Origin of the sequence: Acidovorax sp. 59 (assembly GCF_002754175.1) — a bacterium.
Lineage (GTDB): Bacteria > Pseudomonadota > Gammaproteobacteria > Burkholderiales > Burkholderiaceae_C > Acidovorax > Acidovorax delafieldii.
The window spans coordinates 2,157,764-2,177,519 of sequence record NZ_PEET01000001.1 but is presented as its reverse complement, the minus strand read 5'-3'; the positions used below and the strand labels follow the sequence as shown (position 1 = coordinate 2,177,519).

At 67.2% G+C, this 19,756-nt stretch carries 18 protein-coding genes; 9 read left to right on the top strand and 9 right to left on the bottom strand.

The window, feature by feature from the left end; all coding sequences use genetic code 11:
* The first annotated feature begins 220 nt into the window (after positions 1–220).
* Entirely contained in the window at positions 221–1,189 is a 969-nt protein-coding gene (locus CLU87_RS09785) for an IS1595 family transposase (RefSeq protein ID WP_099729449.1), read from the top strand.
* A gap of 199 nt (positions 1,190–1,388) precedes the next feature.
* Positions 1,389–2,501: a DUF3592 domain-containing protein gene (locus tag CLU87_RS09780; protein ID WP_099730324.1), complete on the top strand. Its 1,113-nt coding sequence runs from the start codon at positions 1,389–1,391 to the stop codon at positions 2,499–2,501.
* Between the two features lie 25 nt (positions 2,502–2,526).
* On the opposite strand, the gene alkB is transcribed toward CLU87_RS09780, so the two are convergent.
* The 5 genes from alkB to CLU87_RS09755 all read right to left on the bottom strand — a co-directional run bounded on the left by alkB (position 2,527) and on the right by CLU87_RS09755 (position 9,070).
* Positions 2,527–3,180 carry a DNA oxidative demethylase AlkB gene (gene alkB / locus CLU87_RS09775; protein ID WP_099732117.1) on the bottom strand — a complete coding sequence of 218 codons (654 nt, stop codon included), beginning with the start codon at positions 3,178–3,180 and terminating at the stop codon, positions 2,527–2,529.
* Positions 3,181–3,235: 55 nt separating this feature from the next.
* A complete protein-coding gene (locus CLU87_RS09770; RefSeq protein ID WP_099730322.1) occupies positions 3,236–3,991 on the bottom strand; it encodes a 2OG-Fe(II) oxygenase in 756 nt (251 codons plus the stop codon).
* Positions 3,988–5,121 (bottom strand): bifunctional DNA-binding transcriptional regulator/O6-methylguanine-DNA methyltransferase Ada, encoded by a 1,134-nt coding sequence (gene ada, locus CLU87_RS09765; protein WP_199170815.1) that lies wholly within the window; start codon positions 5,119–5,121, stop codon positions 3,988–3,990. The genes CLU87_RS09770 and ada overlap by 4 nt, the downstream gene beginning before the upstream one ends.
* Positions 5,122–5,348: 227 nt before the next feature.
* On the bottom strand, positions 5,349–8,159 hold the full coding sequence (locus tag CLU87_RS09760) for a DEAD/DEAH box helicase (RefSeq protein WP_099730320.1): 2,811 nt from the start codon (positions 8,157–8,159) through the stop codon (positions 5,349–5,351).
* A gap of 38 nt (positions 8,160–8,197) precedes the next feature.
* A complete protein-coding gene (locus CLU87_RS09755; RefSeq protein ID WP_233193752.1) occupies positions 8,198–9,070 on the bottom strand; it encodes a LuxR family transcriptional regulator in 873 nt (290 codons plus the stop codon).
* A gap of 162 nt (positions 9,071–9,232) precedes the next feature.
* On the opposite strand from CLU87_RS09755, the gene CLU87_RS09750 reads away from it, so the two are divergent.
* The 3 genes from CLU87_RS09750 (at position 9,233) to CLU87_RS09740 (ending at position 12,687) form a co-directional block, all read left to right on the top strand.
* Entirely contained in the window at positions 9,233–9,709 is a 477-nt protein-coding gene (locus tag CLU87_RS09750; RefSeq protein ID WP_056744740.1) for a DUF3237 domain-containing protein, read from the top strand.
* Between the two features lie 71 nt (positions 9,710–9,780).
* Complete coding sequence (locus tag CLU87_RS09745) at positions 9,781–10,818, top strand: tripartite tricarboxylate transporter substrate binding protein (protein WP_199170814.1); 1,038 nt, start codon at positions 9,781–9,783, stop codon at positions 10,816–10,818.
* Between the two features lie 189 nt (positions 10,819–11,007).
* The gene (locus CLU87_RS09740) at positions 11,008–12,687 is read left to right on the top strand and encodes a DUF6351 family protein (protein WP_099730318.1); all 1,680 of its coding nucleotides are present in this window, start codon (positions 11,008–11,010) and stop codon (positions 12,685–12,687) included.
* An 80-nt stretch (positions 12,688–12,767) separates the two neighbouring features.
* On the opposite strand, the gene CLU87_RS09735 is transcribed toward CLU87_RS09740, so the two are convergent.
* The 3 genes from CLU87_RS09735 to CLU87_RS09725 all read right to left on the bottom strand — a co-directional run bounded on the left by CLU87_RS09735 (position 12,768) and on the right by CLU87_RS09725 (position 14,421).
* Positions 12,768–13,283, bottom strand: a complete 516-nt coding sequence (locus tag CLU87_RS09735; protein WP_056065019.1) for a hypothetical protein — start codon at positions 13,281–13,283, stop codon at positions 12,768–12,770.
* Between the two features lie 95 nt (positions 13,284–13,378).
* Positions 13,379–13,630 carry a GlsB/YeaQ/YmgE family stress response membrane protein gene (locus CLU87_RS09730; RefSeq protein WP_056062936.1) on the bottom strand — a complete coding sequence of 84 codons (252 nt, stop codon included), beginning with the start codon at positions 13,628–13,630 and terminating at the stop codon, positions 13,379–13,381.
* 83 nt (positions 13,631–13,713) lie between these two features.
* Positions 13,714–14,421: an adenylate/guanylate cyclase domain-containing protein gene (locus CLU87_RS09725; RefSeq protein ID WP_099730317.1), complete on the bottom strand. Its 708-nt coding sequence runs from the start codon at positions 14,419–14,421 to the stop codon at positions 13,714–13,716.
* Between the two features lie 169 nt (positions 14,422–14,590).
* Here CLU87_RS09725 and CLU87_RS09720 point away from each other — a divergent pair, with 169 nt between their 5' ends.
* Positions 14,591–15,031: a hypothetical protein gene (locus CLU87_RS09720; protein ID WP_233193751.1), complete on the top strand. Its 441-nt coding sequence runs from the start codon at positions 14,591–14,593 to the stop codon at positions 15,029–15,031.
* Between the two features lie 44 nt (positions 15,032–15,075).
* Here the strand turns inward: CLU87_RS09720 and CLU87_RS09715 are convergent, their stop codons facing one another.
* On the bottom strand, positions 15,076–15,663 hold the full coding sequence (locus tag CLU87_RS09715; protein WP_099730316.1) for a C40 family peptidase: 588 nt from the start codon (positions 15,661–15,663) through the stop codon (positions 15,076–15,078).
* A 195-nt stretch (positions 15,664–15,858) separates the two neighbouring features.
* Between CLU87_RS09715 and CLU87_RS09710 the strand changes: the two genes are divergently transcribed.
* The 3 genes from CLU87_RS09710 to CLU87_RS09700 all read left to right on the top strand — a co-directional run bounded on the left by CLU87_RS09710 (position 15,859) and on the right by CLU87_RS09700 (position 19,700).
* Positions 15,859–17,031, top strand: coding sequence for a PQQ-dependent sugar dehydrogenase (locus tag CLU87_RS09710; protein ID WP_099732114.1), 1,173 nt, complete (start codon positions 15,859–15,861; stop codon positions 17,029–17,031).
* A gap of 222 nt (positions 17,032–17,253) precedes the next feature.
* Entirely contained in the window at positions 17,254–18,783 is a 1,530-nt protein-coding gene (locus tag CLU87_RS09705) for a thymidine phosphorylase family protein (RefSeq protein ID WP_099732113.1), read from the top strand.
* A 2-nt stretch (positions 18,784–18,785) separates the two neighbouring features.
* Complete coding sequence (locus tag CLU87_RS09700) at positions 18,786–19,700, top strand: ribose-phosphate diphosphokinase (RefSeq protein ID WP_099730315.1); 915 nt, start codon at positions 18,786–18,788, stop codon at positions 19,698–19,700.
* The last annotated feature ends 56 nt before the right edge of the window (positions 19,701–19,756 follow it).

The following is a 19,756-nucleotide window of genomic DNA, read 5'->3' as shown; positions in this document are numbered from 1 at the left end:
GACGCATTCTGTCAAAGATGCCGCGGGTGGTGGCGGGCGCCGCAACCCAAGTCACAGACAGTGAACTGCTATCTATGTGATAGCTATCCAGGCATGTTCCACTGGCGCTTGTTGCCAAAAACAGGCTCTTCTAGCGAATGCTAGTGATGAGTCTTTAACCGTAGCGCTACGCCCCCATCTCCCCAGCATGACGCGCTTGCGTCTGCCCCAGGAGAAGGCCATGCGACAGCAACAGATGACGCGCTTGATCCACAGCCTGCCCCAGCTGACGCACCACCAGCGCCAGCAACTGGCAAGCTGCCTGCAGGCGCTGCTCGATCACAGTCAAGCCATCGCCGTTGTAGAAGCACATGGCAGCGCCCACCGAACCTGTCCGCACTGCGGCAGCCCGCAGCTTGTCAAGAATGGCTCGGCCAACGGGCTGCAACGCTTCAAGTGCCGCCAGTGCGCGCGCACCTTCAACGCCTTGACTGGAACACCGCTGGCACGCCTGCATCTGCGGGATAAGTGGATGGGCCAGGCGCAGGTCTTGAGCGAAGGACTCTCACTCAACCAGGTGGCCCTGCGCCTGGGTGTGGCGCAAAGCACCGCCTTTCGCTGGCGCCACCGCTTCCTGGCCTGCCCCAAGAGCGTGCAGGCACGCCAGCTTGTGGGCATCGCCGAGGCCGATGAGTCTTACTTCCTGGCCTCCTGCAAGGGACACAGAGGCTTGCTGCGTCGTCCTCGCCGACGCGGCGGTAAGGCGCTGGCTGGCTGCAAGGGCTTGGAATACACCCCGGTGCTGATGGCGCGAGACCGGGCCGGAGCAACGGCCAACCTCATCCTGCAGACGAACCAAGCGGTGAGTGTGCAAACTGCACTCAAACCCTTGCTGCCACCAGACACCATCCTATGCACCGACGGCAGCGTCACACTGGCCAGCGCTGCGCGGGCCCTGGGCGTGCAGCACCAGGCGGTGAACGTGAGCCGGGGTAGGCGTGTGAGAGGCCCCTGGCATGTTCAAAACGTCAATGCCTATGTCAGCAGGCTGCGCGGGTGGATGCAGCGCTTCAAGGGCGTTGCAACGAAATACCTTGATTCGTACCTGGGCTGGTTCAGGATGTTGGACCGATCAGGCCCCATGGGGCCGCAGCCCGCACTGGTGCTGGAGGCGGCTATGGGGAGTCAAGGCGTCACTAGCATTCGCTAGAAGAGCCCAAAAACACCATAAATCGGCTGCCAACGCGTTGAAATGGCCTGCTGTCCGCATGGCAGATTGCGCAGCCCGGGGACGCACCGCAGAATCTGACCGTGCAAGGCTGGTCGCACCGGTCCAGGCCGCATGGGGCGGCACTCACCAGGTCCATTACCGCGTCGGTTTGTTGTCTTATTTGCCCTGAACTTTGTCCATGACCAAACGCTCTTCCTCAACCCATGCGCAGGGTGCACGCGACCCGGCTGCCCGTGGCGGCAAGCGCGCTGGGGGCTGGCTGCTGGGCCTGTTTGCCCTGCCATTTGCAGCCGTGGGTGTGGGCATGCTGCTGCTCAGTGTGCTGCCCACGCTGTACGACTGGGCGCGCATGCAGTGGTGGCAACCCGTTCCGGCCACGTTGGTGGCTGCGCGGCTGGAAACCAGCCGCAGCAGCAAATCCAGCTCCTACACCGTCAAGGCCACCTACCGCTATCAGGTGGCGGGCCGTGAGTACCAGGGCGAGCGCGTGGCGATCAGCGGTGGTGGCGACAACGTGGGCGATTTTCAGGAAGCGCTGGGTGCGCGGCTGGAGCAGGCACTGCGCGATGGCATGCCCGTTCAGGCCTGGGTCAGTCCGTCCGATCCTGCGGACGCCGTCATTGACCGCAGCCTGCGGCCCGGCCTGCTGGCCCTGAAGATGGTGTTTGTGGTGGTGTTTGGCGGCGTGGGCGTGGGCCTGCTGGTGCATGTGCTGCGCCCAGCCCGGGCCGCGCAGGACCGTGCGGGCAGCAGCGCCCAGTCGCTGGCGGCAGGCATGCCCGGGCGGGTGGAGCGCACGCCCGGCGGGGTGGCCATGTACTTTCCGGCGGGCCGATGGTGGGGCCTCAAGCTGGCGCTGGCCTTGGTGGGGGCTGTGTTTTTGACCGTCGGGGCGCTGGTGCCCTGGGAGCAGGAATCATCGGGCGATGTGGCGCCGTGGCTGTTCCGCCTGCTGTTTGGTGGTGTGGGCGGTGTGGTGCTGCTGGCCAGCTTCTACGCCATCGCCAACAGCCTGCGCGTGCAGCTGGACCACACCGGCCTGCGCACCGAGCGGCGCCTGCTGGGCCTGATGCTGCGCTGGCACCAGGTGCCCCCGCACGACATTGCCCGGCTGCGGGTGGTGGAGAGCTACACGGTCGAAAGCAACGGCAACCGCCAGGTATATTTCCGCATCGTGGCCGAGCTGCGGGGCGGGCGGCAGATCACCATCGCCCAGGACCTGAAGGGGCGTGCCCAGGCCGACAAGCTGCTGGCATCCATTGGTGGCTGGACCGGCTACGCCGCGCGCTGAGTTCAACAGGGTGGCTCGGGCGACTTCAACCGGCCTTTCTGAAGGTGAGGTTGATGCGGTGTGCACCCGTCAGCGGGTGGTGTGCTTCGGGCAAGGGCAGCACCCCATGAAACCGCAAGCGCGCAGGCCCACCCCAGACCACCACGTCGCCGTGCAGCAGCGCAATACGGCGGGTCTTGTCCGCCCGCTGCGCACCACCCCACAGAAACATCGCCGAAACACCCAGCGACACCGACACGATGGGGTGGGCGTAGTTGCCTTCGTCGCGGTCCTGGTGCAGTGACAGGCGTGTGCCGGGGGCATAGCGGTTGATGAGGCAGGCGTCGGGCGCAAAGTGGGCAAAGCCTGCGGCCTGCGCTGCATCGAGCGCCAGCTGGCGAAACAGCGGCGGCATGGCGGGCCAGGGCTGGCCGGTCTGTGGGTCAGTGGGGTCATAGCGGTAACCGCTGCGGTCACTCACCCAGCCCAGCGCGCCGCAGTTGGTCATGGCCACCGACATGGTCAGGCCGCCGGGAGTGACGAGGTGCCTGAAGGGCGCCTGGGCGGTGATCTGCTGCACCGCAGCCAGCAAGTCCGCCGCCTGCGCCAGCGCAAAGCCGCGCAGCACCAGGGCGCCGGGCTCCAGCACCTCGGGTGGCCTGGCAGGCTGGGGTGGGTCGTCGAACAGGCTGGCGGTCATGGCATCTGTCATCTTTGGCGAGGGGCTGCCTGCAACGGCTTTGGCGGTGACAACCTCATTCAGCATCATGAAAGATAATGCCCAGCGTGTGCCGCTGCCCGCTGCGCAAGCGGCTCACGCCATGGCGCATCTGCACGCGGTAGGGCCCGCGCGTGCCCTTCACGGGGCGGTGGTGAACGGCAAACACCACGGCGTCGCCGCGCGAGAGCGGCACCACCTCGGCACGCGACTGCATGCGCGGGCGCTGCTCGGTCAGCACGAACTCGCCGCCGGTGAAGTCTCGTCCCGGCTCCGACAGCAGGATAGCCACCTGTAGCGGAAACACATGTTCGCCGTACAGGTCCTGGTGCAGGCAGTTGTAGTCGCCCGGCCCGTACTGCAGCAGCAGTGGCGTGGGGCGCATCTGGCCGGCGGCGTGGCAACGGGCGATGAAGTCGGCATGCTGCGCGGGGTAGCGCACGTCGACGCCCATCGCGGTGTTCCATTGGTTGGCGATGGGGGCCAGATGCGGATACAGCGCCCCGCGCAGACCCGCCACCAGATCGGGCAGCGGGTAGCTGAAGTACCGGTATTCACCCTGGCCAAAGCCGTGGCGCTGCATCACCACGCGGCTGCGAAAGGTGCCCTCTTGCGCGTGGCCGTACAACTGCGCCAGGGCGGCGCACTCGGCAGTATTCAGCAACTGGGGCAGCACGGCATTGCCTTGCTGGCGCAGGGCCTCGCTGGCGGTTTGCCAGTCGATGGTGGCCGCGCGTTGGTGCCACACGCTATCCGCCAGCGTGCCCGGGCCGTAAAGAGCCGCCACGCTCATGCCACCTTCTCCGCCAGCAGCGGGGCCGCTTCTGCGTCGGACTCGCGCGCCAGCAGGGCGCGTTTGCGCTCCACGCCCCAGCGGTAGCCCGACAGCGCGCCATCGCTTTTCACCACCCGGTGGCAGGGAATGGCCACCGCCAGCGCATTGGCCGCACAGGCCTGCGCCACGGCCCGCACGGCAGTGGGCGCGCCGATGCCCTGGGCCACCTCGGCATAGCTGGCCGTCTGCCCGGCCGGGATGGCCTGCAGCACCCGCCACACCCGCTGCTGGAACGCGGTGCCGCGCACATCCAGCGGCAAGTTCAGCCCCAGGCCCGGGGCCTCGACAAACGCCACCACCTGCGCCACCAGGGCTTCAAACGCGGTGTCGCCGCCAATCAGTCGGGCCTGCGCAAACCGGTCCTGCAGCTCGCGCAGCAGCGCGTCGGGGTCGTCGCCCAGCAAGATCGCGCAGATGCCCCGGTCGCTCTGCGCCACCAGAATCGCCCCCAGCGAGCACTGGCCGATGGCAAAGCGGATGTCTTGCGATGCGCCCCGCGCGCGGTAGTGGCTGGGCCGCATGCCCAGCACCTGCGCAGACTGTTCGTAAAACCGGCTGCTGGACTGGTAGCCCGCGCCATAGATGGCGTCCGTCACCGAGTCCGTGGTCGGGCTGTCGAGCGCACTGCGCAGCCGCTGCGCGCGCTGGGCCACCGCATAGGCCTTGGGCGTGAGGCCCGTGGCCTGCTTGAAGATGCGGTGCAGGTGCGAGGCACTCAGGCCCACACGTGCTGCCAGTGCATCGAGGGTGGGTGCCTGACCGGGCGCGGCGCTTTCGATGATGCGGCAGGCCTCCGTCACCAGCGCCGCGTGGTGCGACAGTGCGGTGGCCTGGCGCGGCTTGCAGCGCTGGCAGGGGCGAAACCCGGCGCGCTCCGCCTCACCGCAGCTGGTGTGAAACAGCACGTTCTCCGGCCGGGGTGTGCGCGACGCGCAGCTGGGGCGGCAGTACACGCCCGTGGTCTGCACCGAGTACCAGAACGTTCCATCGGCCCCAGTGCTGCGCTCTACCACCGCCGCCCAGCGCGGGTCGGCCTGGGTGGCGGCTGCCTGCGCGGCTTTGGTGTTGGGGCGGTGGCGTGTGGGCATGGGGGCGCTTTGGGGCAGAAGGGTGGACACGTTCATCATGGTGCACGGCTCACTAGGTGGGTTGCAATGCCATGCACTCTAGGGACGGAGGCTGTGGGGCGCACTCCGAAGCTTGCTTTTGAATTCTGCGCTTTTGCGCAAGGCTCACCGCACGGATGAGTGTGCTCATTTATTGATAGCTGCCAGCGCATGATTTACCAGCGCTACAAGGAAAAAACGCCCAAAAATCAGGTTTCCGGTGGCTGCAGTGGCCGGGGTCGCCGTTTGCCTGTGCCGCCCCAGCGCAGCGCGTCTTCGCCGGGGATGCCCAGCGGGTTGTTGGCCGGTTCGGTCAGGGGCGCCAGCAGGGCGTGCAGGTCGGCCTCGCTGAATTTGACTGCGCCCTCGGCATCGTGACCCAGCACGCCCTGGGCCAGCGCGGCCTTGCGGGCTTGCAGCTCCAGCATGCGCTCCTCAATGCTGCCTTCCACCACTAGCTTGTAGACGAACACCGGCTGGTCTTGCCCGATGCGGTGGGCGCGGGCGGTGGCCTGTTCTTCGACGGCGGGGTTCCACCAGGGGTCCAGGTGGATCACGGTGTCGGCGGCCGTGAGGTTCAGGCCCAGGCCACCGGCCTTGAGGCTGACCAGCAGGATGGCGGCGCTTGCGTCGCCCTGTGCCTGGAACTGCCGCACCACCGCTCCGCGCTGGCGGGGCGGCGTCTGGCCCGTCAGGGTGAGGTGGGGCAGGGCCAGGGTGTCGAGCAGCTCGGCCGCCAGGCCCAGCATTTCGGTGAACTGCGAGAACACCAGCACGCGTCGGCCTTCATCGACCAGGGCGGGCAGCAGGTCGGCCAGCAGTTCGAGCTTGGCGCGCTCCATCGAGTGCGCCGTTTTCGTGGTGCCTTTGACCAATCGTGGGTCGCAGCAGACTTGGCGCAGCTTGAGCAACGCGTCCAGGATGGCGATTTGCGAGCCTTCAAAACCCTGCCGCTCCAGTGCGCGGCGCACCTGTTTGTCGGCGGTGGTGCGCACGGCCTCGTACAGCTCACGCTGTTTGCCTTGCAATTGCACGCGCAGGATGGTTTCGGTGCGCGGCGGCAGTTCGGTGGCCACGTCCTGCTTGCGGCGGCGCAGGATGAAGGGGCGCACACGCTGCGACAGCAGCTGGGCGCGCAGGGTTTCGCCGTTTTCCTCGATGGGCTTGCGCCAGCGGGCGTTGAAGCTGCGCACATCGCCCAGAAAGCCAGGCATCAAAAAGTCGAACTGCGCCCACAGCTCGCCCAGGTGGTTTTCCAGCGGCGTGCCGGTCAGGCACAGCAGGTGCGGCGCCTGCAGCTTGCGCAGGGCGCGGGCGCTGCGGCTGCCGGCGTTTTTCACCATCTGGGCCTCGTCCAGGATCAGCAAGTGAAAGGGCTCGGCGGTCAGCGCATCCACATCGCGCCAGAGCAGTGGGTAGGTGGTCAGCACCAGGTCGTGGTCAGCGATGTGCAGGTAACGTTTGCCACGGTCGGCGCCATGCAGGGCCAGCACGCGCAGGCTGGGCGCCATGCGCGCGGCCTCGGCCTGCCAGTTGAAGAGCAGCGAGGTGGGTAGCATCACCAGCGCTGGTCGCTTCAGCCGCCCTGCCTCCTTTTCGGTCAGCACATGGGCCAGCGCCTGTGCGGTTTTGCCCAGGCCCATGTCGTCGGCCAGGATGCCGCCCAGGCCCTGGGCGCGCAGGTACTGCAGCCAGGCCAGGCCTTCAAGCTGGTAGGGGCGCAGCTGCAACTGCAGGCCCTGCGGTGCGGCCAACGGCTGGGGCGCACCGATAGAGCGCAGGCGCTTGGCGAGCTGCGCCAGGCCCACGTCGCCCTGCAGCTGCCAGTCGTTGTTCCAGCCATTCACCGTGCCCACGCGGTGCACCTGCACGAGCCCGGCGCGCAGGGCCTCGATGCGGCGGGCCTCCCAGGCGCCCAGGCGCAGCGGGTCGCCGTCCTTCAGCTGTTTGCGGGTGGGGTCGGTCAGCAAGTCCACCATGGCGCCCACGATGGCCTTGAGTGGCCCGGCAGGCGCCTCGATGCGCTTGCCGCCGGGCGCACGCAGCGAAATGATGGCGATGTCATCGATGGCGGCCATCTGCCGCGCGTTGAGCCAGCGGGCGTCGCGGCGCAGCAGGTCGGCCAGCATGGGGGCCAGATCCAGCGTTTCACCGTCGATCTCGATGCCCAGGCTGAGCAGCCAGGCGCCTTCGCGCTCAGGCAGCATGAGTTTTTGCACGGGGCGCTGGCGTGTGTCCAGCGGGCCATCGACTTCCTTGGCAAGCAGCTCGCCAGTGTCGGGGGCGATGACCAGCTTCCAGCGCGACACGGGCACGCTTTCGTGCGCAAATCCGGGGTGTACCACCACGCTCCAGCCCTCGGTGCGCAGCTGGGGAACTACGTCGGCCCAGAAGTCGCCAAAGTGCGCCTCCTGCGCCAGCGTCCACACAGGGCCCAGCGTGGTAGCGGCTGCGCGGTGGCGCCACTGCAGGCTTTTGGGGTCTACAGGGGTCAGGCCCAGGTCCCACACGCGGTCCATGGCGTCGGCTTCAGCCGCCAGGTTGCGCTGCATGCGCACCACCGGGCCACCGGTGTCGAAGAGGTCTTGCACCGGGGCCGGGCGCGCGTTGAGGATGGAGGTGGGGGCCGGCGTCTGCCAGGTGGCGCCATCGTCGGTGCGGTAGGTCCAGTCAATCTGCACCAGCGTCACGCTGTCACCACGCGGGCCCAGTTTGCCCTGGGGCGCCATGCCCAGCAGACCATCGCCCCGACCCAGCGTCATGAGGGTGATGCGCGGGCGAAAGTGGCCGGGGACGACGCCATCGGGTGTGTTGGGCACCGGGCCGTGGCCCGGGGGGGGGCTGCCATCGCCCCGCAGCTGCGCCATGACCTGCGCGGCCTCGGCGTCGGTCAGCGGGGGCAGCTGCTGCAGGGCGGCACTGTCAGCCCGGTTGCGCAGGGCCTGGGCCCATTGCGCGACCACATGGGCCCGACCTGCAGGGGGCGTGGGTGGAACGGGTGACTGCGGCAGGCTGGGCATGGGCTGGCATTGTGCCCATGCGTGGCGTGCCCTTTCGTCTAAACGCTGCGTTGGGTGCCCAGCGCCAGTGCAAACAGCTCGTTGCGAAAGTGGATGCCCAGGCGGCTGAATGCGCGGTTGCGGTAGGTTTTGACAGTGGGAAGGCTCAGGCCCAGGTCGCAGGCAATGCCCTCCTGCGTCATGCCTTGCAGCAGGCGGGCGCACACGTCCAGCTCGCGCTCGGTCAGCCCTGCGTGGGCGCGCAGCAGGCGTTCGCGCAGCGCGGGCAGGCTGTGGGACAGCGCGGGGGCCGTGGCCTGTGGCGGGGGCTGCAGTGCGGGTTGCAACACCCCGGGGCGCTGGGCCAGGGCGATGTGCTTGCGGGTCAGCGCCAGCAGCACCGGGGCCATGCCCTCAAAGTCGCTGATCTGCCGGTCCTGGAACGGCTTTTGGTGCTGGTGGCGGTAGAAGTTGACGGCAAAGACCGAGCCATCGCTCTCATGTTCGACCACCGACACCCGCTCGGCCACGCCATGGGCCTCGTATACGCGGGCGCGGTGTTCTGCGTCCACCTCGGGCGCCGTCAGGTGGCACAACTGGGTGGGCGCTTCGGCCGGTGCGGCTTCGTCCAGCGAGCGGCCCCAGGTGCGGTCGGTGCGGTAGGGGCCTGACAGGTACGCCCACCAGCAGTCCTGCGTGGTGTCGGGAATGCCGTAACTGGCCGACATGAACAAGGTGGGTTTGCAATGGCGCCCGGTGCGGTACACCGACCACGACGCTGCGGGCAGCACGGGTGCCAGCTCCTGCAGCATGCCGCAGGCGAACCCGTCGTCGCCCAGCTGGTGAACCATGGCGCCCAGGGCCGAGCCCGTGAGGTTGGGCGGGGGCGTGATGCCGCCGCCGGATGTGCTTGCAGGGAGCCAGTGCCTCATGGGTTGCGCGGGGTATGCCGGGTGGGCTTTGTCATTGCTGTCATCTTCAGGGATGACAGGGGTCAAGCGCCACGGGATTTACGCTAGGTGCAACCCCGCAAGCAGGCTGGGTGCACGCCGCCCCTGGCCGCTTGCCTGCCAGACACCCGAAAGATGGAGCCCATGACCGAACCCGTGCACTTTGTGGAACCCCGTTTGCGATTTTTTGCCGACCTGCGCGTGGAGGTGGGCGTGCCCCAGGAGGTGGGCCGCACCGTACACGGCCTGCGTCGGCTCATCCCCATCCTGGGCGGTAAGGCCCAGGGCGATGGCTGGCAGGCCCGGGTGATGCCCGGCGGGGCGGATTTTCAGCTCATCGTGAGCGACACCCTGGCCGAGCTGGACGCGCGCTACACGCTGGAGGCGGATGGTGGCGACTTGATCTATGTGCAAAACCGCGCCGTGCGGTCCGGGCCGCCCGAGCTGATGGCGCGCCTGGTGCGTGGCGAGGTGGTGGACCCGGCGCAGATCTACTTTCGCTGCAGCCCCCAGTTCGAGACAGCGTCTCCCACACTGCGATGGATCGGGGAGCGCATGTTCACGGGCACCGGTGCGCGGTTTCCCGATGCAGTAGCCATGCGGTTCTGGGAGCTGATGTAGCCGCACAGCAGTCACGCATTTCACTTTTTTTGATGACCGATAGCACACAACAACACCCTGGAGACCTTGTCATGACCTCTTTTTCGACGCTCACCCGCACCCTGTCCCGCAGCTTCTCCCGTCGGCATGCCCTGCGCAGCGTCTGCCTGGCAGCCACGGTGGTGGCGGGCCTGGCCCCCGCCACTGGCGCCCTGGCGCAGACGGCGGGCTACCCCAACAAGCCGGTGCGCATCATCGTGGGCTTTCCCGCAGGCACCGGGCCGGACATCGTGGCGCGGCTACTGGCGCAGAAGCTGTCGGAAGGCTGGGGCAACCTGGGCGTGATCGTGGACAACAAGCCCGGCGCCGGGGGCCTGATCGCTGCGACCGAGGCCGCACGCGCCACCCCTGATGGCTACACGCTGATGCTGGGCGAAACCGGACAGCTCAGCATTGCGCCCAGCAGCTACAACAAGCTGCCCTACGACCCGCAAAAGGACTTCGCGCCCGTGAGCCAGGTGGTCACCGCCGACTTCGCGTTGCTCGTCAACCCACAAAAGGTGCCGTCGCGCAATGTGAAGGACTTTGTGGCCTGGACCCAGCAGCAAAAGGGCCTGTTCCTGGCCACCTTTGGCGCGGGTACCCCGGGGCACTTTGGCGCCTTCATGTTTGGCGAGGCCGTGAAGCTCAAGCCCGAACCGGTGCACTACAAGAACACCACCGACGCGCTGGGCGGCCTGTTCAGCGGTGATGTGCAGGGCGTGTTTGCCAGCGTGGGCCTGGCTGCGCCCAACGTGAAGGCTGGCAAGCTGGTAGCGCTGGGCACCACAGGCGGCACCCGGTCCAACGCACTGCCCGATGTGCCCACCATCAAGGAGCAGGGCTACCCCAGCCTGGAGTTCAACTCCTGGTTTGGCATCGTGGCCCCGGCCAAGACGCCTCCCGAGATCGTCGCCAAGCTGAGCGCCGACATCATCAAGGCCGTGCAGTCGCCTGAGGGCAAGGCCAAGATGGAAGAGGCTGGTTTCCGCGTGACGGGCACCAACCGCGAGGAGTTCGCCCGCATCATCGCGGCCGACACGGTGACCTGGGGCAAGGCCGTGGCCGCCACGGGCTTCAAGGCCGACTGAGTCGGCACTGCCCAGTGATTGCCGGGCGCTACGCATTCCGCTCGCAGGGCGGCGCCAGGCGATAGGGGCAACGCCGTCCGATTACCAAAAAATCCGCGCACCTTCCTCAGCGACGCCCTGACGGCCGTCGCCGGGCGTTGCTGCGCCAAAGGTTCAACCCCACAAGACCGATCAACCGAGGAGACCACCATGCCGTCCCTTTCGCTGGATACCCCCATCGCGCAACGCGTTGCGCTGCCCGCCGCCGTGCTGCTGCCGTTATTGCTCAGTGCCTGCGGCGGCGGCAACGCTGTGCTGGTGACCGAGAGCGCCAACCCGGCCGCCGCTTGCGCCGCATTGAGCACCAACGCGCAGCTCAGCAACACCAACTTGTCCACCAGCTATGTGCCGCCGGGCACGCGCCGCCCCGGCGGCGCTGCCACGGGCGACTTTTTGCCCGGGCACTGTGTGGTCACGGGTGCCATCAATCCGCGTGTGGGTGTGGATGGCAAGAACTATGCAATCGGTTTTCAGTTGAGCCTGCCCGACCGCTGGAACGGACGCTTTCTGTTCATCGGCGGGGGCGGCAACGACGGCATCCTGCGCGACACCTCGCTCAGCTCCAGCATTTCGGGCGGCACGCCATCGCCACTGGGGCAGGGCTTTGCGGTGGTGTCCACCGATGCGGGCCATACCGGCACCAGCGCCAGCTTTGGCGCCGACCCGCAGGCGCGCACCGACCATGCCTACAACTCTTACGACAAGACGGCTGTGGCCTCCAAGTCGCTCATCAGCACGCGCTACGGCCGCAAGCCCGACTACTCTTACTTCTCTGGCTGCTCCGGCGGCGGGCGCCAGGGCATGATGTTCTCGCAGCGGTTCCCGGACTACTTTGACGGCATCACCGCCGGAGCGCCCGCTATGCGCGTGTCCAGCGGTGCCACGGTGGCCGCCATGTGGAACACCATCCAGTTCAACGCCATTGCGCCCCAAGACGCCAGTGGCAACCGCATCCTCTCCAAGGCCTTCAGCAACAGCGACCTCAAACTGGTGGCCACTGCAGTCAATGCCACCTGCGACGCGGCCGACGGCGTGGTGGACGGCCTGGCCCAAAACGTCAATGCCTGCAAGGCGTTTGACCCCGCCGTGCTGCAATGCACGGGCGGCAAGACCGACAGCTGCCTGTCGTCCGCCCAGGTGGGTGCGCTCAAGAGCGTGTTTGCCGGGCCCCGCAACTCCGTGGGCAAGGCGCTGTACACCGGCCAACCGTGGGATGCCGGGCTGGCGGCTCCCGGCTGGCGGTCCTGGACGCTGGGTAACTCGATCATGGCCACGCCCGACGCACGCTACATCACACTGATGGTGGATGCCCTGGTCAACGAGTTCTTCACACCGCCGGATCTCTCGTTCAACCCGCTGGCCTTCAACTTTGATACCGACCCCGCACGCATGGCCGCGTACTCTGCCGTCTACGACACCTATGCCGACGACAAACTGGCGGCCTACAAGCAGCGCGGCGGCAAGCTGCTGTTCATCCACGGCATGTCTGACCCGATCTTCTCGGCGTTTGACACGGTGGACTACTACGAACGTCTGGCCGCTAACAACGGCGGCATGGCGGCTACGCAGAACTTTGCGCGGACCTTCCTGGTGCCGGGCATGAACCACTGCTCGGGCGGTCCGGCCACCGACAACTTCGACTCGATCCAGACCATGGTGGATTGGGTAGAGAAGGGCATTGCCCCACAAAGCATCGCGGCCAAGGCGCTGCCCACCAACGCCGACTTCCCCAACCGCACGCGTCCGCTGTGCCCCTACCCGCAGTTTGCCAAGTACAAGGGCTCGGGCAGTGTGGAAGACGCCAGCAGCTTTGTCTGCTCGGCCAGCTGACGCGCGGCCTGAGCGACGCTGCAATAAAGCGGAAAGGGCCCTCGGGCCCTTTTTTGGCTCTGTACACCCGGCTCCTGCGGTCAGCGCTTGACCGTTGAGGACTCCACGGGGGGCGGCAACCGCAGCTGGGCTTGTTGCACCACGCGGATGCAGTCGCGCAGATGTTGCTCGCCCAGGTAGCGCAGGGTGGCGTAGCCAAGGGTGGCCGCGATGGCCTGTCCCGCCAGGGGCACGTACTTGGCTGCCTGCTTGGTGCTCAGGCGCAAGCCCACCGTCTGGGTGGCACGGATGACCAGTTCGCGGGTGATGAGCTTGCCGATCAGCACCGAACCCACCAGGCCCACCGCCTTTTGCACCTGCTCTCGCTTTTTTGGATCCAGCTGGTCGATCTGCTCGGCCGACAGGCCGAACTCGGTATTGATCTGTGGGATCAGGCGGGAAAGCAGGGCGGCATCGACCGCCCAGTCCAGCCCCGGCACCGGGACCACGCTGGCCGCTGCCGCCACCATGGCGCGGCGGTGCAGCAGCTTGCGGGCGCGGCGTACAACCGCGGCCAGTTCAGGGTCTCCAGCGGCCATTTGCAATGAGGTGGGCATGGGTGACAACGTGATGGAGGGTGACAGGACGAAAGTGCGTGATTCAAAGCGCAGATGGCGGGCAGCTCAGCGAGCGGGGCAAGATCCAGGACCTCTCAGGACTTGCCCTTGACCAGGCCGTACACCACCAGCAGAGCGACGGCGCCCAGCACCGATGCGATCCAGCCAGCGCTGTCGCCTTGCGCATACCAGCCCATGGCCATGCCCACGTAGCTGGCCAGAAACGAGCCGGCTACACCGAGCAGCGCCGTCATGATCCAGCCAAGCTTGTCGTCCCCGGGTTTGACGGCACGGGCAATCAAGCCCACCACCAAACCAATCAGCAACATCCCCAGAAGTGACAGCATGTTTTTCCCCTTGATAGTTGGTTCAGACGATAGAGTCACTTTACAGATGGGGCAGTCAAAGCGCTGTCGGACAATGCCCCCTGTCAGCGTCCCCCAGGCAAAGCGACGCGGTGGGACGTGGAGTCCCACGGATGCAGGGGGCGTTCAAAAAGGCAGCGCTCAAAGCGGTGCGCATGCAAGTCCATGCCCGATATCTGGTGGTCGGTGCGCGAGCACACGTAGCGCCCGTTCGGCAGGCTGGCCCAAGCCGCCTCGGTGAGCAGGATCTCGTTGGCCGTGGCAATGTCTTCGCCCAATTTGCAGGCGCAGTTCATCTCGGGGCCAAACAGGTCCTCGCGTGCAATCACCAGGGTGGGCCCAAAGCCAATGCCTGCGCTCACGTTCAGCGTCCGCTCGGGCGGCAGCACGGTGTTCATGGCGCCCAGGGCGCGCAGGGTGTCCAGCGCGGCCTCCAGGGCTTGCTCGGGCGTGGCGAACACCGCAAACAGGTTATCGGCCTCCTGCTTGATGACCTCACCGCCGTTACCTTCGATGGCGGGGCGCGCTGCCTGCTCCATCTGGTGGATCATCGCCAGGAAGTGAATGATGCCGTGGCGCTGGGTGATGCGGGAGAAGCCGCACATGTCCAGCACCAGGATGGCGACACTGCGCACAAACGCCTGCTCAATGGCGGCGTCAATCGCCCCGGTGCCGCTGGTGGGGGTCTGGTTGCGCTCTGACAGCAGGCGCCGGAGATAGCCCTTGTCGTGCGCAGTCGCAGCATCGGGGGGCAGCGCGGGGGTGTGGTGCATGGCAACGCCCTGTGGGTGGTGTCCGACATGGTAGCGCGGCCGGTGCTGGCGCCGCGCAGGTTGCGCCCGGGGCTACAGTGAGGCTCGCAAAGGGTGGTGGGGTGCTTGTCGTACCCACAACTGCCGCAGACTTCTCTCAAGACAGAAAGGTGTACCCACCATGTTCACTATGTCACCCACCCCATTCATTTCGTACTCCGTTGCACCGGCTGGGGCCCAGCGCTCGTCATGGAGCCGGTTGGTGGCTCGCCCAGCCGCCGTATTGGTGGCCGCCATGGCCTTGGGCGGTGTGTGGTCGTTTCCCACTGCCGCCCAGGCGCAAAGCGACGAGGCATCCCTGACGCGCGGTGCCGTGCCTGACACCACGCCGCAGCAGCGCTACCAGTCGGCCATTCGTGAAGCGGGGGGCGGGCTCAAGGTGAGCCTGGAAGAGTGCCGGGCCATGCCGACGGCGGAGCGCAAGCGGTGTGAGTCCGAGGCCCGGGCGCGTTATCAGGCTGACATGGCAGCAGCCAAGGCGCTGCTGCGGGGCGATCCGTCTGCCGGGCCGGTCAATGTGACTGGCGGCCCGATCCGCAGCACCGAGACGGTGTACGTGGTCAAGCCCTGATCACCACGGCCCGCCAATGAGGGAGGCCGGGAGCGTTTTACGATTTACTTCTGCGCCTGGGGTGCCTGGGCGCTCTCGACACCTTCGCTCGGCGTCACACGGCGCGCGCCGTTGAAGCGGCGTGCCCAGTAGGCGACGCCCATGTCTTCCACCCGGATCTCCGAGCCGCTGCGGGGCGAGTGGATGAACTTGCCGTCCCCCACATAAATGCCCACATGGCTGAAGTTGCGGCGCATGGTGTTGAAGAACACCAGGTCGCCGGGTTGCAGCTCTTTCTTGTCGATGACCTGGGTGGCGGCTGCCTGCTGATCAGCACGGCGGGGTAGCAAAAGCCCCACCGTCTGCTCGTAGATAGCGCGCACAAAGCCGCTGCAGTCAAAGCCGGTCTCGGCACTGTTGCCGCCACGCTTGTAGGGCACGCCCAAAAAACCCATGGCGTTGACCACCAGGTCACCCGCGCGGCCTGCCACGGTTTGGGCCTTGTCAGCCACCTTGTGGCTCACGTCTTCGAGTCGGGTAAACAGCCCTTTGTCCGCGAGCAAGCGGTCCATATCGTCAGAATTGGTGCCCTGGGGCGCCGCATGCGCAGCGGTGGCGCAGGCAAGGATGAGGATGCAAAACCATCTGGACATGGGGGCGAAGGGTAACACGGTATGGTTATTTATCAAAAATAAGCATTTTTGCAAGCTGTTGATTTGATTCAGATAAATCGATGGGCGCAGTGTTTTCACAGGCAAAAGCCGCTTGCAAGATGCGCGCCAGACCGGCTTGCCTCCGCCCCAGGTGCGGTCGGTGGCAAGGCCATGGGCCAAAAGGAGCTTGAGAGCATGGGTTGGACTCTAAATCGGCAGGTAGTGCTAGTGAACAAAGCACGGGTAGCTATATGTTTGATAGCAGCTAGTGCGCACGCAGGCAGCCAGGCCCAAGGCGTCCCCGTGCCGCCGCCGGCGGTGTCGCTGGTGCCGGTGGCCGCCGGCCTGGTCCACCCCTGGGCGGTGGCCTTTTTGCCGGGCGGTCAGTTCTTGGTGACCGAGCGGCCGGGGCGCCTCCGCGTGGTCAGCGCGGTCGGACAGGTGGGGCCTGCGCTGGCGGGAGTGCCGCAAGTGGCGGCAGGCGGGCAGGGCGGCCTGCTGGACGTGGTGACCGACAACGACTTTGCCCGTAACCGCCGCATCTACTTCTGTTTTGCCGAGCCCGCAGCGGGCGGCGCGGCAGGCAACAGCACGGCGTTGGCGCGCGCCACCTTGTCGGCCGACGCCAGCAGCCTTCAGGAGGTGCGCGTCATCTTCAGCCAGCGGCCCAAGGTGGAGAGCGCGCTGCACTTTGGCTGCCGCATTGCCCAGGCCAGCGACGGCAACCTGTTTGTGGCGCTGGGCGAGCGCTACCACCGCAAGGACGACGCCCAAAAGCTCGACAATCACCACGGCAAGGTCATCCGCATCACGCCCGACGGAGCAGTGCCGCCCGACAACCCTTACGTGAAGCAGCCCGGCGCCTTGCCCGAGATCTGGAGCTACGGCCACCGCAACCCCCAGGGCGCCACGATGGGCCCCGACGGCAAGCTGTGGATGCACGAACATGGCCCGCAGGGCGGCGACGAAATCAATCTGCCCCAGCCCGGGCGCAACTATGGCTGGCCCGTCATCACCTACGGCGAGAACTACGGCGGCGGAAAGATGGGCGAGGGCACGGCTCGCTCCGGCATGGAACAGCCACTGCACCACTGGACACCGTCCATCGCCCCTTCGGGCATGGCGTTTCTGACCAGCACGCGCTACGGCACGGCGTGGCAGGGCAGTTTGTTCGTCGGGTCGCTCAAGTTTGGCACCCTGCACCGGCTGGAAGTGTCTGGCGGCAAGGTGCAAAAGGAGGAGCGGCTGTTGCAAGGCAATGGCGAGCGCATCCGCGACGTACGCCAGGGGCCAGACGGCTTGTTGTACCTGCTGACCGACAGCCCACAGGGACGGTTGCTGCGCTTGCAGCCCGCTGCGGCCCCATGACGGGTTTTGCTTGATGCAGGTCAAGCAAGCCTGGAGATGGGTTACCGAACCGGCGGACCCGGGGTGATCCCGCAGGCTGGGCGCGTGTTTTCGGTATAGGCTGGCGCGATGCATGCTGAGCCCACCACCTCTTCCCCTGCCACGCCCTCCGCTCCTCCTGCGGCCTCGGTCAATCCGGGCACCGCGCCCGACGATCTGGCGAGCACGCCCGCCCGGTCCCAGCTGGCCCTGCGCCGTGTGGCAATCGACACCTGGCGAGAAAACGTCGCCTACCTGCACCGCGACTGCGCCGTGTACCGGGCCGAGGGCTTCCAGGCGCTGTCCAAGATCGAGGTGCGCGCCAACGGCCGCCGCATCCTGGCCACGGTGAACGTGGTGGACGACCCCGCCATCGTGGGCTGCCACGAGCTGGGCCTGTCAGAAGACGCGTTTGCCCAGCTGGGCGTGGACAACGGCCACACCGTGTCGGTGGCCCAGGCCGAGCCGCCCGAGTCCATGGGCGCGCTGTTCCGCAAGATCGCCAGCGAGCGCCTCACGCGGGAGGACTTCGGCGCCATCGTGCGTGACATTGCCGACCACCGGTATTCCAAGATCGAACTCACCGCCTTCGTGGTGGCCTGCCACCGCAACGAGCTGGACCGGGAGGAGGTCTTCTTCCTGACCGATGCCATGGTGGCCAGCGGCCGGCGGCTGGACTGGCACGAACCGCTGGTGGTGGACAAGCACTGCATCGGCGGCATTCCGGGCAACCGCACCACCATGCTGGTCGTGCCCATCGTCGCAGCGCACGGCATGTTGTGCCCCAAGACGTCATCGCGCGCCATCACATCCCCTGCCGGCACAGCCGACACCATGGAGGTGCTGGCCAAGGTGGAGCTGCCACTGGAGCAACTGGCCGATATCGTGCGCGATTACCGGGGCTGCCTGGCCTGGGGCGGCACGGCCAACCTGTCGCCCGCCGACGATGTGCTGATCTCGGTAGAGCGGCCGCTGTCCATCGACTCGGCCGGGCAGATGGTGGCGTCCATCCTGTCCAAAAAGGTGGCGGCCGGCGCCACCCACCTGGTGCTCGACATTCCCATCGGCCCCACGGCCAAGGTGCGGTCCATGCCTGAGGCGCAGCGTCTGCGGCGGCTGTTTGAATATGTGGCGCGGCGCATGGGCCTGTCGCTGGACGTGGTCATCACCGATGGCCGCCAGCCCGTGGGCAACGGCGTGGGCCCGGTGCTGGAGGCGCGCGATGTGATGCGCGTGCTGCAGAACGACCCGCGCGCGCCTGACGACCTGCGGCAGAAGGCGCTGCGCTTGGCTGGGCGCCTGATCGAGTGCGACCCTGATGTGCGCGGCGGCGACGGCTATGCGATTGCGCGCGACATTCTTGATTCTGGCCGGGCGCTGGCACGCATGAACGCCATCATCGCCGCCCAGGGCAGTACCGGGTTTGACCACAACCACCCGGCGCTCGGAGCCCTCACGCTTGACGTGGTGGCACCCGCCAGCGGCGTGGTGGCGGGCATCGACAACTACCAGATCGCCCGCGTGGCCCGACTGGCAGGGGCCCCCAAGGTGCCCGGCGCCGGGGTGGACCTGATGCACAAGCTGGGCGACACCGTGGCGGCGGGCGACCTGCTGTACCGCGTGCACGCCAGCTACCCGGCGGACCTGGAGTTTGCGCGCCATGCGTGCGAGCGGGACAGCGGCTACCGCCTGGGCACGGCCGACGAGGTGCCGCGCGTGTTTGTGGAGTTCTGACCATGGCCGCACCTGAAGCCGCGTGCGTGCTGTATTTCGACGATGAAGCCGCACCTGCGCTGCGCCTGGCGCAGGCCGCAGGCGTCACCGCCCAGGCCATCGAACGCCACCGTTTTCCCGATGGCGAACTCAAGCTGCGCCTGCCGGTGAACGAGACCACTGGCCGCCTCCCACGCCACGCCCTGCTGCTGCGCAGCCTGCACCAGCCCAATGAAAAGCTGGTGGAGCTGCTGCTGGCCGCGCGCACGGCCCGCAGCCTGGGTGTACACCACCTCACGCTGGTGGCGCCGTACCTGGCCTATATGCGGCAGGACTTCGCCTTCCACCCCGGCGAGGCCGTGAGCCAGCAGGTGGTGGGCGGGTTTCTGGCCGGGCTGTTCGACGCGGCGGTCACCGTGGACCCGCACCTGCACCGCATCGAACGGCTGGAGCAGGCCATCCCCGTGCCGCAGGCGGTGGTGCTCAGCGGCGCCGAGCCGCTGGCCGACCTGATTGCCCAGCGCCGCCCGAATGCTTTGCTGGTGGGGCCCGATGGCGAATCCGCCCAGTGGATTGCCCAGGCCGCCGCGCGCCACGGCTTTGACCATGCCGTGTGCACCAAGGTGCGCCATGGTGACCGCCATGTGGCCATCGAACTGCCCGCGCTCAACGCCCAGGGGAGGGCGGTGGTGCTGCTGGACGACATGGCCAGCACCGGCCGCACGCTGGCGCTGGCCGCGCGGCTGCTGCTGCAGGCGGGTGCCGCCTCGGTGGATGTGGCGGTGACGCATGCGCTGTTTGCGGGCGATGCGCTGCAGGTGTTGCATGAAGCCGGGGTGGAGGAGGTGTGGAGCACGGACTGCATCCCGCACCCGAGCAACGCCGTGGCCATGGCCGGGCCGTTGGCCACGGCGCTGCAGTCCGTCCTTCGCACCTGAAAACCCCGGGCTCGGGCTGCGACAATGCGCCATTGCCTTCCTCGCTGCGCCCGCAC

Coding starts and splice junctions, on each gene's coding strand:
- CLU87_RS09760 (WP_099730320.1), bottom strand. CDS start 8,159: ATGCCCAGCCTGCCGCAGTCACCCGTTCCACCCACGCCCCCTGCAGGT.
- CLU87_RS09730 (WP_056062936.1), bottom strand. CDS start 13,630: ATGCTGTCACTTCTGGGGATGTTGCTGATTGGTTTGGTGGTGGGCTTG.
- CLU87_RS09710 (WP_099732114.1), top strand. CDS start 15,859: ATGGGTTGGACTCTAAATCGGCAGGTAGTGCTAGTGAACAAAGCACGG.
- CLU87_RS09745 (WP_199170814.1), top strand. CDS start 9,781: ATGACCTCTTTTTCGACGCTCACCCGCACCCTGTCCCGCAGCTTCTCC.
- CLU87_RS09720 (WP_233193751.1), top strand. CDS start 14,591: ATGTCACCCACCCCATTCATTTCGTACTCCGTTGCACCGGCTGGGGCC.
- CLU87_RS09700 (WP_099730315.1), top strand. CDS start 18,786: ATGGCCGCACCTGAAGCCGCGTGCGTGCTGTATTTCGACGATGAAGCC.
- CLU87_RS09750 (WP_056744740.1), top strand. CDS start 9,233: ATGACCGAACCCGTGCACTTTGTGGAACCCCGTTTGCGATTTTTTGCC.
- CLU87_RS09715 (WP_099730316.1), bottom strand. CDS start 15,663: ATGTCCAGATGGTTTTGCATCCTCATCCTTGCCTGCGCCACCGCTGCG.
- alkB (WP_099732117.1), bottom strand. CDS start 3,180: ATGACCGCCAGCCTGTTCGACGACCCACCCCAGCCTGCCAGGCCACCC.
- CLU87_RS09780 (WP_099730324.1), top strand. CDS start 1,389: ATGACCAAACGCTCTTCCTCAACCCATGCGCAGGGTGCACGCGACCCG.
- CLU87_RS09740 (WP_099730318.1), top strand. CDS start 11,008: ATGCCGTCCCTTTCGCTGGATACCCCCATCGCGCAACGCGTTGCGCTG.
- CLU87_RS09735 (WP_056065019.1), bottom strand. CDS start 13,283: ATGCCCACCTCATTGCAAATGGCCGCTGGAGACCCTGAACTGGCCGCG.
- CLU87_RS09725 (WP_099730317.1), bottom strand. CDS start 14,421: ATGCACCACACCCCCGCGCTGCCCCCCGATGCTGCGACTGCGCACGAC.
- CLU87_RS09755 (WP_233193752.1), bottom strand. CDS start 9,070: ATGAGGCACTGGCTCCCTGCAAGCACATCCGGCGGCGGCATCACGCCC.
- CLU87_RS09785 (WP_099729449.1), top strand. CDS start 221: ATGCGACAGCAACAGATGACGCGCTTGATCCACAGCCTGCCCCAGCTG.
- CLU87_RS09770 (WP_099730322.1), bottom strand. CDS start 3,991: ATGAGCGTGGCGGCTCTTTACGGCCCGGGCACGCTGGCGGATAGCGTG.
- ada (WP_199170815.1), bottom strand. CDS start 5,121: ATGCCCACACGCCACCGCCCCAACACCAAAGCCGCGCAGGCAGCCGCC.